The organism is Hydrogenophaga sp. L99 (assembly GCF_058731905.1).
The window spans coordinates 2,596,740-2,608,221 of record NZ_CM178972.1 but is presented as its reverse complement, the minus strand read 5'-3'; the positions used below and the strand labels follow the sequence as shown (position 1 = coordinate 2,608,221).

Sequence of the window (11,482 nt, the reverse complement as noted above, 5' to 3'; positions counted from 1 at the left end):
CAGCACGCGACGGGTGCATGACATTATAGTCAGCTCCCGCCGCCGTGGTGGTCTTATTCCGTTGCCCATGCCAAGTGCCTCGCCCCCGGCGGCAGTCCGTCACATCACGGTCGACGAAGAGTCGGCCGGCCAGCGGCTCGACAATTTTTTGATCCGCGAGCTCAAGGGCGTCCCGAAAACCCACATTTACCGCATTATTCGCTCGGGCGAAGTGCGCCGAAACAAAGGCCGCGTGGGGGCTGATGACCGAGTTGCCAGCGGTGATGTACTGCGCATTCCACCCATTCGTCTGTCCGAACGCGCCGAAGAAAAAACCGCTAACCCGGCTCCGCCCCGCGAATTTCCGGTGGTGTTTGAGGACGACGCCTTCATGGCCATCGACAAACCCGCGGGTGTCGCGGTGCACGGCGGCAGCGGCGTGAGTTTTGGTGTGATCGAGCAAATGCGGCAAGCGCGGCCACAAGCCCGGCTGCTCGAATTGGTGCATCGGCTCGACCGTGAAACCAGTGGTTTGCTGCTGATTGCCAAAAAGAAAAGCGCGCTCAAGGCATTGCAGGACCAATTTCGCGAGCGCGAAACCGGTAAAACTTATTTGACGCTGGTCAAAGGCACCTGGCCGGCCAAGCTCAAGGTGCTGGATCAACCCCTGCACAAATACCTGCTTCCTGACGGTGAGCGGCGTGTGCGGGTGACCAGCAAAGACGACCCCGATGGTATGCGTTCGGTGACGCTGGTGCGTGTGGTGGGGCGGGTGGCGGCGCCGGCTGAGCTGCCGGCAGGGCTGGCCGATGGGTTCAGTTTGCTGGAGGTGACCATCAAGACAGGCCGAACGCATCAAATTCGTGTTCACCTCTCCAGTGCGGGCTATCCCATCGCGGGGGATGATAAATACGGGGATTTTGAACTGAACCGCCAATTGGCCCGGGTGGGTTTGAAGCGGATGTTCCTGCATGCTTGGCGATTGCGATTGACGCATCCGGTGACTGGTAATGCGATAGAGCTACATGCAGAATTGCCTGCGGAACTTAAGGTCTGGTCACGGATCACTTCATAGGTATTAGAATGTTGCCTACATCGTTGGGATGTACGCAATATAGATACCAATCCGACCAAAAAAGGAAACGCAATGGCAACTTACTCCGAACTCATGGCGCAAGCGCAATCGTTGATGGCGCAAGCCGAGCAGGCGCGCAAAGACGAGCTTTCTGCTGTGATTGCAGACATCAAAGGCAAGATGAAGCAGTTTGGCATCACAGTTGCCGATCTCGGCGGCGCAAGTGCTGGCGGCAAAAAGGCGGGTAAATCCAAGTCGAGCGCGCCAGCCAAATACCGTGGCCCCAATGGCGAACTCTGGGCCGGCGGCCCAGGCCGCAAGCCTGAGTGGGTGCGTGCTGTGCTGGCTTCGGGCAAAAGCATCGACGAATTCCTGATTTAAGCGAGCGAGGCGGGCGCCAGCCCTTGGGCAGGCCTTCGTCGAGCAGCAAAGCCCGCCTCTGGCGGGCTTTGTCGTTTGGGGCACCCGCTCCTCGGGATCTCGGGTTTTGGTTGTGTCTCGGTTTGCTATCCTCGAACAATGTTTCGAATTCTTGTGGTTTGCATGGGCAATATTTGCCGCTCGCCGCTGGCTTCCAGCGCGTTACAGGCCTTGTTGGCCCAGCGGCGGTTGACGCACGCCTTTGAGGTGGATTCTGCGGGCACCTATGCCGGGCATCAGGGCGAAAAAACCGATCGTCGCGCCATCGCGGTGGCTACGGCACGGGGTTACTCGCACATCAACCGCGAGCGGGCGCGGCGTGTAGCGCCCAAAGATTTTGAGATGTTCGACCTGATTTTGGCGATGGACCGCAGCAACCTGGCCAATTTGCAGCGCCTTTGCCCGGCCAATCAGCTGCACAAACTGCATCTGTTTCTGGAGTTCGCTGCTGTGGCCGAGTGCAGCGAGGTGCCCGACCCTTATTACGGGAACGACGAGGGTTTTGAGCGGGTCATGCAGCTGTGTGAACAAGGCGCCAGCGGTGTACTGGACCGCTTGATGCCCGCACGGGTTGTTGACAACTCAAAGCCTCACAGGGGCCAGTAGCGCCCGCAAGGCGACGCTGGGCATGTCCCGAGCGTCGTGCATGCGATTCTCGACAGTCTGTTGCGTCGAAGGCCATCCGTCACACACCTTGCGGAATGTGCGGTCTGGGCTTTTGACCGTATCCTTGCCGAGGGCTGGCTTACTCGAGGTGATTTCTTGAGAACAGAGTTCCTTCCCCAGCGACGCCTTGCAGGGTCTGAAAACCTTTGGCAGCTCAGCCGTTTTGCCAGATCACCTGCTTGCCCGCAGCTTCCCAGTTTTCGTAGTTTTTGGCGTACAGGTCTTCAATGCGGTTGCGCTTGACCTTAAAAGTGGGCGTGATCACGTCGTTGTCTACCGTCCAGGCGGTGGTGACCACGACCAGGCATTGCAGACGCTCGTGCGGGTCCAGCGTGGCGTTGATCTGCTTCAGGTGGCTGGCCAGTGAGTTTTCCAGTTCGCTGCGCGCTGCTGAATCGCTCACGCGGGTCACAAATTCGGCGTTGAGCATCACGATGCCCAGGGGTTGGCCCAGGTTGGCGCCCGACACCACGCAGGCCTCTACCGCTTCGTGCATCACGAGCTTGTCTTCAATCGGCGCGGGTGCCACATATTTGCCCTTGCCGGTCTTGAACAGGTCTTTCACCCTGCCCGTGATGTGCAGGTTGCCCTGTGCGTCGATGTGGCCCTTGTCACCGGTTTTCAGCCAGCCGTCTTCGGTGAAGGTCTCCCGGGTCTTTTCGGGTTCTTTGTAGTAACCCTGCATCAGTGCGGGACTGTGCATTTGCACTTCGCCGGTTTCGGGGTCGATGCGGTGCTTCACACCGTCGTACACCGGGCCCACGGTGCCTTGCTGGTTTTTGCCGGGTTCGGTGATGTGTGACAGCGCGAGGTTTTCGGTCATACCGTAGCCCTCGTTGATGTGCAGGCCCAGTTTGCTGTACCACTGCAGCAGCGCCAGCGGCATGGGTGCTGCGCCACCGGCGGCAAACTTGCACTGGTCCAGGCCCAGCGCCTTCATGACCTTCTTGCGCACAATACCGCCCAAAATCGGAATGCCCAGCAAACGGTTGAGCTTGGCGGGCGGCATTTTGTGGTGAATACCCTGCTGGAATTTGACCCACAAGCGCGGCACCGAGAAGAAAATGGTTGGGCGCGCGCGCTGTAGGTCGGCGGTGAAGGTGTCCAGCGATTCGGCGAAATACACATGCATGCCGGTGCGCAACCAGCCGTGTTCGACCAGCATGCGTTCCACCACGTGGGCCAGCGGCAAATAGGACAGCATGCGGTCTTCGCCGCTCATGGGAATGCGCTTCAAGCCCGAGTCGAGCGCCCAGGCAAAGTTGCCAAAAGAATGCATCACGCCCTTGGGCATGCCGGTGGTGCCCGAGGTGTAGATCAGCGTGGCCAGGTCGTCGACACCCCGTACCGGGTGGCCTTGCATGGGCTGGCAGCGGGCGCAGATGGCGTCCCAGTTGTCATAAGACTTCAAAGCATCTGGCGGCGACAGCGGGTAGCTGATGCATGGCATGCCAGCCGGCACGCCGGGCTTCATGCCTTCCCAGCCGTCGAGCTTGCCCACGAAGCAGGCTTTGGACTCGCTGTGCTCCAGAATCTGGCGCACCGTGTCGGGCGCCAGCGTGGGGTAAAGCGGTACTGACACGTAGCCCGCCATCCAGATGGCGAGGTCGCTCATCATCCACCAGGCACAGTTTTTGGACAGAATCGCGACCTTGGAGCCGGGCTCCCAGCCTTGGGACTGCAAGTGGGTGGCCATGCGCCGCACCTGGTCGCCAATCTGTGCCCAGGTGAAGTCTTGTACCGCGCCAGCGCCCATGGGCTGGGTGAGGGCCACTTTGGCGGGCGCCGTTTTTTCCCAGTGGTACAGGCGCTGCAGGGCCAGGAGGTCGGAAGGGACGTTTGCCATGAATGTGTCTCGAACGGTGGTGATATAGGCCCAATCTAACAAGATCAAGGCGTCTGGGGCAGAGGGTTTTTCCTGCTGTGGGTTAGAGAGTCCAAACCAGCGCAGGGCTTCGTTGATACGGATCAACTTGCGCAGTTGTCAACACAGGTGCAACGTGGGGGCGCCAACCACCTTCTGCGCTGGTGCCAGCTGGCAACCGCTATGCTGCCACCCATGAACACCCAAACCCTTGAAATCAGGGAGTTGGTCGCCGGTGGCGACCCCTCCGCCCAGCCGGTGGCCAGCATCGTGGTGTTGCACGGTCTGGGGGCCGACGGTGGCGACTTCGTGCCCATCGCCCAGGAACTTGAGCTGAGCGCTGTCGGCCCGGTGCGTTTTGTTTTCCCCAGCGCACCGGTGCGCCCGGTCAGTATCAACGGCGGCTATGAAATGCGCGCCTGGTACGACATTTATCCACCCAGCCCCGACCCGGCCGTGGCGCGGCGTGAGGACGATGCCGGATTGAGGGCTTCTCAGACCATCGTGCAGCAGTTGCTGGACCGCGAGTCCGCGCGCGGTGTGCCGCCCGAGCGCACCGTGCTGATGGGTTTTTCGCAAGGTTGCGCCATGACCTTGCTCGCCGGCTTGCGGGCGCCGCAGCGGCTGGCGGGCCTGGTGGCGCTTTCGGGCTATTTGCCGTTGGCCGGGCACACCGCGGCCGAGCGCAGCGCAACCAACCAAAACACGCCTATCTTCCTGGCCCATGGGACGCACGACCCGGTGGTGGTGGTGCAGCGCGGCATGGAGTCGCGCGATACTTTGGAGGCGCTGGGTTACCGCGTGGACTGGCACACCTACCCGATGGAGCATTCGGTATGCCCGCAGGAAATTGCGGACCTGAACCCTTGGCTGCTGAAAGTGCTGGCCGTGCGTTGAGTGCCAGGCTGTTGTCCTACACCCATCCCTGACGCCACAGGGATGGGTCGCGCAACTCGCGCCAGCCGATACGCGTGACCGTGCCCGAATACACCGCCTCCAGATCCACCCATTCCAGTGCGGTCTGCGGTGGTTCCGGTTCAACCACCTTGACCACCATGAAATGTTTGTTTTTCGCCAGGGGCTGCACGGCGGTCCATTTGGTGCGCAGCAGTTTTTTGGGGTGCAGGGGGTTCATGGCGCTGAGGTTGCCACAAAGCCGGGTGACTGACCCGAGCGAGCAGGCGGTCGGCGCTCGCCGGTGGGGGCTTGGCGCGCCTGCCCCGCGAGCGCGCAACAGATGCGCTAACGTTGTCCTCCATGGGTCGATCAACCGCCTTTTGATGGCCGCGCGTGCCATTCACCAACCCCCGCTGGCCGAGCCGCTGTGCCCTCTGTGTGGCCGCGCCATACCGGCTTCGCAGCGCGACGCCCACCACCTGGTGCCCAAGTCCAAAGGTGGCCGAGACACCTTGTACCTGCACCGCATGTGCCACCGGCAGGTGCACGCCCTGCTCAGCGAAACGGAGCTGGCCCGCACCTACAACACCGCAGAAGCCCTGCTGGCACACCCTGAGGTGGCCCGTTTCGTGGCCTGGGTGAAGACCAAGCCCAATGACTTCATGGAACGCACCCGAAAACACCACAGCCGGCGCTGAGGGGCCGTGCCTGATCCGTTGAACCCGTTGAACCCGTTGAACCTGTTGAACCTTTTGAATCCCCGAACCCCATGCGCATGGACCACCTCATTCACAGCATTTGGCAAGAACTGGCCCGCGCCACGCAAGACCGCCACCACGCTTGGCGCACCCCTGTGCTGGCCACGGTGGGACCAGACCAACACCCCAACGCGCGCACGGTGGTGCTGCGCCAGGCCCGGGAGCCCTCTGGCGAACTCGTGTTCTTCACCGATGGGCGAAGCCCCAAGGTGGCTGAGTTGCAAACCCGGCCTCAGGCCTCGCTGGTGTTCTGGAGCCCTCAGTTGCGCTGGCAGTTGCGCGTGACGGCGCGGGTGCAAGTGCTCACCGGCGGCCCCGAGGTGGAGGCGGCCTGGGCGCGCGTGGGGCGGTCGGCGTCGGCGGGGGATTATTTGACCGCCCAAGCACCGGGGCACCCACTGGCTGGTGGTGGTGGCCCACCCGTTTCGCCGGGTGATCCGGCGGCGCACCACCTGGCGGTGGTGGTGGCGCGTATTGAGTCGATGGACTGGCTGGCGCTGGGGCTGGATGGACAGCACCAGCGTGCCCGCATCGAAGGGCAGACGGTGCAGCCGCTCACACCCTGAACGGGCTTTCAGGCGCAGCGTGCGGCTTCTGCCAGCGTGACCGCCAGCCGGTTGTGTCGCTCCACCAGCGGCCCCAGGTCCACGGTGGCGAGCTGGCCTTCGCGCACCACCACCCGCCCGTTGACCACGGTGTAAGCGGCTTGCGGGCTGGCGCACAGCAGCAGGCTGGCCACCGGGTCGTGCACCGCGCCGCCCGCAAAGCCCAGCGTGCGCAGGTCGAACAGCGCAAAGTCGGCGCACATGCCCACGGCCAGGTGGCCAATGTCTTGGCGGCCCAGCACCTGCGCACCGCCGCGGGTGGCGATGTGCAGCGCATCGCGCGCGGTCATTTCAGCCGGCCCCAGGTCGCAGCCGAAGAAGGTTTTGCCACTGCGGGTTTCGGGCGGTTGTATGGCGCGGCCCACGCGCGCCAGCAGCAGCGCCTGCCGCGCTTCGTTCACCATGTGCGCGGCGTCGTTGCTGGCGCTGCCGTCCACGCCCAGGCCCACCGGCACACCGGCGTTGAGCATGCGGCGGATGGGCGCGATGCCGCTGGCGAGCCGCATGTTGCTGCAAGGGCAGTGCGCCACGCCGGTGCGGCTGGCGGCGAAGAGCGAAATGCCTTCGTCGTCCAGCTTCACGCAGTGCGCATGCCAGACGTCGTCGCCCAGCCAGCCCAGCTCCTGCGCGTACTGCGCCGGCGTCTTGTTGAACTTCTCGCGGCTGTAGGCGATGTCGTGGTCGTTCTCGGCCAGGTGGGTGTGCAGGCGCACCCCTTGGCCCTTGAAGCTGCGCGCCAACTCGGCGCTCTGCTTCATCAGCGCCGGACTGACGGAGAAGGGCGAACACGGTGCCAGCGCCACCTGCACCATGGCGCCGTGCTCGGCACTGTGCCAGGTCTCAATGAGGCGCTGGCTGTCTTTCAAAATCGCGTCTTCCTGCTCCACCACGCGGTCGGGCGGCAAACCCCCTTGCGACTGCCCCACGCTCATGCTGCCGCGCGTGGCCAGGAAGCGCATGCCGATCTGCTGCGCCGCCCCAATGCTGTCTTCGAGCCGCACGCCGTTGGGGTAGATATAGAGGTGGTCGCTGCTGGTGGTGCAGCCGCTCAACAGCAGCTCGGCCATGGCGACCTGGGTAGACACCTGCACCATCTCGGGCGTGAGCCCGGCCCAGATCGGGTACAGCCCGCGCAACCAGCTGAAGAGTTCGGCGTCCTGCACGCCGGGGACGGCCCGCGTCAGCGACTGATACATGTGGTGGTGCGTGTTCACCAGGCCGGGCGTGACGAGGTGGCCCCGCGCGTCAATGGTTTCGCCCGCCGATTCAAGCAGTGCGTGTGGCAGCTCGGCCGTCGGGCCGATCCACTCGATCACGTTGTCGCGCACGAACAGCGACGCGTCTTTGATTTTCCGCCCTTGTGCCGGGTCGGCGTGGTCGAAGGTGGCGATGCAGGTGGCGTTGTGGATCAGCAGGGTGTTCATGTCATTTCAACCAGTAGCCGGAACGGGAATACACCTTCTTCAGGTGCTCGATGAAAAATCGAACCTTGGCCGGCAGGTGCCGCTGCTGCGGGTACACGGCCAAAATATCGTAGGCGGGCAGGGCGAATTCATCGAGCACGGTCACCAGCTCACCGCGCTGCAGTTGGGCCTGAATTTCCCAGGTGCTGCGCCAGCCCAGCCCCATGCCTTCGCTCACCCAGCGGTGCAGCAGCTCGCCGTCGTTGCAGTCCAGGTTGCCGTCCACGCGCAGGCTCAGGGGCTTGCCGTCTTGCTGGAAATACCAGCCGCGCTGCTGCCCGCCTTGCAGGTTGAAGGCCAGGCAGTTGTGGGTTTTCAGGTCGTCCAGCGTCCGCGGCTTGCCGTGTTTGCGGAAGTAGGCCGGTGTGCCGCACACCACGCGCTGGTTCACCGCGAGTTTGATGGCCACGAAGTTCGGGTCGATCACGCCACCGATGCGCAGACCCATGTCGTAGCCCTCGCGCACCAGGTCCACCACGCGGTCGGTCAGGTTGAACGAGAGCTTCACCGCCGGGTGGGCCTTGAGAAAGGCCGCTGCGTGCGGCGCCACGTGCAACCGGCCAAAGGCGGCCGGGGCGGACACGATCAGGTGGCCGCTGGCGCTGTGTTTCTGGGCCGACACGCTGGCCTCGGCCTGCGCCCATTGCGCCAGCAGCGCGCGGCACTCGTCCAGAAAACTCGCACCCTGCTCGGTGAGCGCCAGGCGGCGGGTGGATCGGTGGATCAGCTGGGTGCCCAGGCGCTTTTCCAGTGCGTCCATGCGCCGGCCCATCATCACGGGGGTGATGCCCGCATGCAGCGCGGCCGCGGCCAGGCTGCCGTGCTCCATCACCTGCACGAAGGCTTCAATTTCCTTGTATCGGTCCATGGCCGCATGTTAGCGGGAAAGCGCGATTCCATACCAGGAGTATCGAATCAAAGTACCGCCAGTGGCATTCCGAAACGGGGTCGGCGTCCCTACCATCGGCTCCAGTGATTCAACCCAACTGGAGACAGATATGCCGAAGATCAAAGCCGCGATGGCCGCCGTGCTGGTGATGGAAAAAGAAGGCATCACCCAGGCCTTTGGTGTGCCGGGTGCCGCCATCAACCCGCTGTACGCGCAGCTGCGTGAACGCCAGACGATCGCCCACGTGTTGGCGCGGCATGTGGAAGGCGCCTCGCACATGGCCGAGGGCTACACCCGGGCGCGCGCTGGCAACATCGGCGTGTGCATCGGCACCAGCGGCCCGGCCGGCACCGACATGATCACCGGCCTGTATTCGGCCAGCGCCGATTCGATACCGATCCTGTGCATCACCGGCCAGGCGCCGCGCGCCCGGCTCTACAAGGAAGATTTCCAGGCGGTGGACATCGAGTCCATCAGCAAGCCAGTCACCAAATGGAGCGTGACGGTGCGCGAGCCGGCGCTGGTGCCCCGCGTGTTCCAGCAGGCCTTCCACCTCATGCGCTCGGGCCGCCCCGGCCCGGTGCTGATCGACCTGCCGATCGACGTGCAGATGGCCGAGATCGAGTTCGACATCGACACCTACGAACCTCTGCCGGTCTACAAGCCTGCCGCCACGCGCAAGCAGATCGAAAAGGCGCTGGACATGCTGGCCGCGGCAGAAAAACCGCTGATCGTGGCCGGCGGCGGCATCATCAACGCTGATGCGTCCGACCTGCTGGTCGAGCTGGCCGAAGTCACCGGCGTGCCGGTGATCCCCACCCTCATGGCCTGGGGCGCCATCCCCGACGACCACCCGCTCATGGCGGGCATGTGCGGCCTGCAGACCAGCCACCGTTATGGCAATGCCACGATGCTCGCGAGCGACTTCGTGCTCGGTATCGGCAACCGCTGGGCCAACCGCCACACCGGCTCGGTCGAGGTCTACACACAGGGGCGCACGTTTGTGCACGTGGACATCGAGCCGACGCAAATCGGTCGTGTGTTCAACCCGGATCTGGGCATCGTGAGTGATGCCAAGATCGCGCTGGAACTCTTCGTGCAGGTGGCGCGCGAGCGCCAGGCTGCAGGGCAGTTGAAGGACTACAGCACCTGGGCCGAGCGCTGCGCCGAACGCAAAAAACTGATGCAGCGCAAGACACATTTCGACAACGTGCCCATCAAGCCGCAGCGTGTGTACGAGGAGATGAACGCCGCGTTCGGCCGCGACACGGTCTATGTGTCCACCATCGGCCTGTCGCAGATCGCCGGCGCGCAATTTCTTCACGTCTACGGTCCGCGCCAGTGGATCAACTGCGGCCAGGCCGGCCCGCTGGGCTGGACCATTCCCGCTGCGCTGGGCGTCGCTGCGGCCGACCCGACCAAGACCGTGGTCGGCCTCTCGGGCGACTACGACTTCCAGTTCCTCGTGGAAGAGCTGGCGGTGGGCGCGCAGTTCCGCATTCCCTATGTGCAGGTGCTGGTGAACAACAGCTACCTGGGGCTGATTCGCCAGAGCCAGCGCGGGTTTGAAATGGACTACTGCGTGCAACTGGCGTTTGAGAACCAGAACGTGGACGACCCCGCGCTCAAAGGCTATGGCGTGGACCACCAGGCTGTGGTCGAAGGCCTGGGCTGCAAGGCGCTGCGCGTCACCGATCCGGCCAAAATCCAGTGTGCGCTGCGCGAGGCTCAGGTCATGGCGCGAAAGTACAGTGTGCCGGTGGTGGTGGAGGTGATTCTGGAAAAGGTGACCAACATCGCCATGGGCACGGAGATCAATGCCATCAACGAGTTTGAAGACATCGAGTGCCTGCACCCTGAGGGCCGTGAGGGCCTCATTGCAGCCGGACTGTTGGAATGACACCCCTGCCGCGCTTCGCGCGACCCCCTCAAGGGGGCGGCGCTGGCCGTCCGGCCAAGCCGGCCCGGCGGTGCCCCTGGGTGGGTCCACTTCAAGCGCTGCAGGTCTCGCTCTGGTTTGACTGATTTTTGAAAGAACACAACATGCCTCGTTTTGCCGCCAACCTTTCCATGCTCTGGAATGAGCTGCCTTTCCTTGACCGTTTTGAAGCTGCCGCAAAGGCGGGTTTTAAGGCGGTGGAGTTCCTGTTTCCTTACGATTTCCCGGCCGAGACCATTGCGCAGTTGCTCAAACAACACCGCCTCGAACTCGTGCTGCACAACCTGCCACCGGGCGACTGGGCCGCGGGCGAGCGCGGCATCGCCTGCATTCCGGGGCGCGAAGCCGAGTTTCGGGCTGGTGTGGCGAAGGCGGCGGAATACGCGCCGGTGATCGGCGTGCAGCGCTGGCACTGCATGGCCGGGCTCATGCCCGCCGGCGTGGGCGAGGCGCAGGCGCGCGCCACCTGGGTGGGCAACGTGCGCTATGCCGCAGCAGAAGCCAAGAAGCTGGGCCTGCCGCTGCTGATCGAACCCATCAACACCTTTGACATGCCGGGCTATTTCGTCAACCGCCCGCGCCAGGCGATTGCGCTGATGGACGAGGTGGGGGCTGACAACGTGTTCCTGCAGTACGACATCTACCACGCGCAGCGCATGGAAGGCGAGCTGTGCAACACCATCAAAGACCTGCTGCCGCGCATCGCGCACATGCAGCTGGCCGACACGCCCGGCCGCCACGAGCCGGGCACCGGCGAGATTCACCACAAAAACCTGTTCGACCACATCGACGCACTGGGCTACACCGGCTGGATCGGCTGCGAATACAAGCCGAAAGACGCCACGCCCGGCGGTACGGACAGAGGCCTGGGCTGGATTGCTGCGAATCAACAAAAACTTTGAACAGAACCCACACGGAGACAAGACA

12 protein-coding genes are annotated in these 11,482 nt (G+C 63.6%); 8 read left to right on the top strand and 4 right to left on the bottom strand.

Going from position 1 to position 11,482, the window contains the following annotated elements; all coding sequences use genetic code 11:
* Positions 1-67: 67 nt before the first annotated feature.
* The 3 genes from AC4QBL_RS12405 to AC4QBL_RS12395 all read left to right on the top strand — a co-directional run bounded on the left by AC4QBL_RS12405 (position 68) and on the right by AC4QBL_RS12395 (position 2,080).
* On the top strand, positions 68-1,054 hold the full coding sequence (locus AC4QBL_RS12405; protein ID WP_472908175.1) for an RluA family pseudouridine synthase: 987 nt from the start codon (positions 68-70) through the stop codon (positions 1,052-1,054).
* Between the two features lie 72 nt (positions 1,055-1,126).
* On the top strand, positions 1,127-1,435 hold the full coding sequence (locus AC4QBL_RS12400; protein WP_472901138.1) for an H-NS histone family protein: 309 nt from the start codon (positions 1,127-1,129) through the stop codon (positions 1,433-1,435).
* A 138-nt stretch (positions 1,436-1,573) separates the two neighbouring features.
* Complete coding sequence (locus tag AC4QBL_RS12395) at positions 1,574-2,080, top strand: low molecular weight protein-tyrosine-phosphatase (protein ID WP_472901137.1); 507 nt, start codon at positions 1,574-1,576, stop codon at positions 2,078-2,080.
* A gap of 214 nt (positions 2,081-2,294) precedes the next feature.
* On the opposite strand, the gene AC4QBL_RS12390 is transcribed toward AC4QBL_RS12395, so the two are convergent.
* A complete protein-coding gene (locus tag AC4QBL_RS12390) occupies positions 2,295-3,986 on the bottom strand; it encodes an AMP-binding protein (RefSeq protein WP_472901136.1) in 1,692 nt (563 codons plus the stop codon).
* A gap of 213 nt (positions 3,987-4,199) precedes the next feature.
* On the opposite strand from AC4QBL_RS12390, the gene AC4QBL_RS12385 reads away from it, so the two are divergent.
* Entirely contained in the window at positions 4,200-4,901 is a 702-nt protein-coding gene (locus AC4QBL_RS12385) for an alpha/beta hydrolase (protein ID WP_472901135.1), read from the top strand.
* A 16-nt stretch (positions 4,902-4,917) separates the two neighbouring features.
* Here the strand turns inward: AC4QBL_RS12385 and AC4QBL_RS12380 are convergent, their stop codons facing one another.
* A complete protein-coding gene (locus tag AC4QBL_RS12380; protein ID WP_472901134.1) occupies positions 4,918-5,139 on the bottom strand; it encodes a TIGR02450 family Trp-rich protein in 222 nt (73 codons plus the stop codon).
* A 145-nt stretch (positions 5,140-5,284) separates the two neighbouring features.
* Between AC4QBL_RS12380 and AC4QBL_RS12375 the strand changes: the two genes are divergently transcribed.
* Positions 5,285-5,599 (top strand): HNH endonuclease, encoded by a 315-nt coding sequence (locus tag AC4QBL_RS12375; protein ID WP_472901133.1) that lies wholly within the window; start codon positions 5,285-5,287, stop codon positions 5,597-5,599.
* Positions 5,600-5,670: 71 nt separating this feature from the next.
* On the top strand, positions 5,671-6,225 hold the full coding sequence (locus AC4QBL_RS12370) for a pyridoxamine 5'-phosphate oxidase family protein (RefSeq protein WP_472908174.1): 555 nt from the start codon (positions 5,671-5,673) through the stop codon (positions 6,223-6,225).
* Between the two features lie 8 nt (positions 6,226-6,233).
* Here AC4QBL_RS12370 and AC4QBL_RS12365 read toward each other — a convergent pair whose 3' ends face one another.
* Together AC4QBL_RS12365 and AC4QBL_RS12360 are read right to left on the bottom strand one after the other, a co-directional pair.
* Positions 6,234-7,688 carry an 8-oxoguanine deaminase gene (locus AC4QBL_RS12365; RefSeq protein ID WP_472901131.1) on the bottom strand — a complete coding sequence of 485 codons (1,455 nt, stop codon included), beginning with the start codon at positions 7,686-7,688 and terminating at the stop codon, positions 6,234-6,236.
* A 1-nt stretch (position 7,689) separates the two neighbouring features.
* Entirely contained in the window at positions 7,690-8,595 is a 906-nt protein-coding gene (locus AC4QBL_RS12360; RefSeq protein ID WP_472901130.1) for a LysR family transcriptional regulator, read from the bottom strand.
* Positions 8,596-8,725: 130 nt separating this feature from the next.
* Here AC4QBL_RS12360 and gcl point away from each other — a divergent pair, with 130 nt between their 5' ends.
* Entirely contained in the window at positions 8,726-10,516 is a 1,791-nt protein-coding gene (gene gcl / locus AC4QBL_RS12355; protein ID WP_472901129.1) for a glyoxylate carboligase, read from the top strand.
* Between the two features lie 143 nt (positions 10,517-10,659).
* Positions 10,660-11,457 (top strand): hydroxypyruvate isomerase, encoded by a 798-nt coding sequence (gene hyi, locus AC4QBL_RS12350; protein WP_472901128.1) that lies wholly within the window; start codon positions 10,660-10,662, stop codon positions 11,455-11,457.
* Positions 11,458-11,482: the final 25 nt, after the last annotated feature.

Coding starts and splice junctions, on each gene's coding strand:
- AC4QBL_RS12375 (WP_472901133.1), top strand. CDS start 5,285: ATGGCCGCGCGTGCCATTCACCAACCCCCGCTGGCCGAGCCGCTGTGC.
- AC4QBL_RS12370 (WP_472908174.1), top strand. CDS start 5,671: ATGCGCATGGACCACCTCATTCACAGCATTTGGCAAGAACTGGCCCGC.
- AC4QBL_RS12395 (WP_472901137.1), top strand. CDS start 1,574: ATGTTTCGAATTCTTGTGGTTTGCATGGGCAATATTTGCCGCTCGCCG.
- AC4QBL_RS12400 (WP_472901138.1), top strand. CDS start 1,127: ATGGCAACTTACTCCGAACTCATGGCGCAAGCGCAATCGTTGATGGCG.
- AC4QBL_RS12365 (WP_472901131.1), bottom strand. CDS start 7,688: ATGAACACCCTGCTGATCCACAACGCCACCTGCATCGCCACCTTCGAC.
- AC4QBL_RS12380 (WP_472901134.1), bottom strand. CDS start 5,139: ATGAACCCCCTGCACCCCAAAAAACTGCTGCGCACCAAATGGACCGCC.
- AC4QBL_RS12385 (WP_472901135.1), top strand. CDS start 4,200: ATGAACACCCAAACCCTTGAAATCAGGGAGTTGGTCGCCGGTGGCGAC.
- AC4QBL_RS12405 (WP_472908175.1), top strand. CDS start 68: ATGCCAAGTGCCTCGCCCCCGGCGGCAGTCCGTCACATCACGGTCGAC.
- hyi (WP_472901128.1), top strand. CDS start 10,660: ATGCCTCGTTTTGCCGCCAACCTTTCCATGCTCTGGAATGAGCTGCCT.
- AC4QBL_RS12390 (WP_472901136.1), bottom strand. CDS start 3,986: ATGGCAAACGTCCCTTCCGACCTCCTGGCCCTGCAGCGCCTGTACCAC.
- AC4QBL_RS12360 (WP_472901130.1), bottom strand. CDS start 8,595: ATGGACCGATACAAGGAAATTGAAGCCTTCGTGCAGGTGATGGAGCAC.
- gcl (WP_472901129.1), top strand. CDS start 8,726: ATGCCGAAGATCAAAGCCGCGATGGCCGCCGTGCTGGTGATGGAAAAA.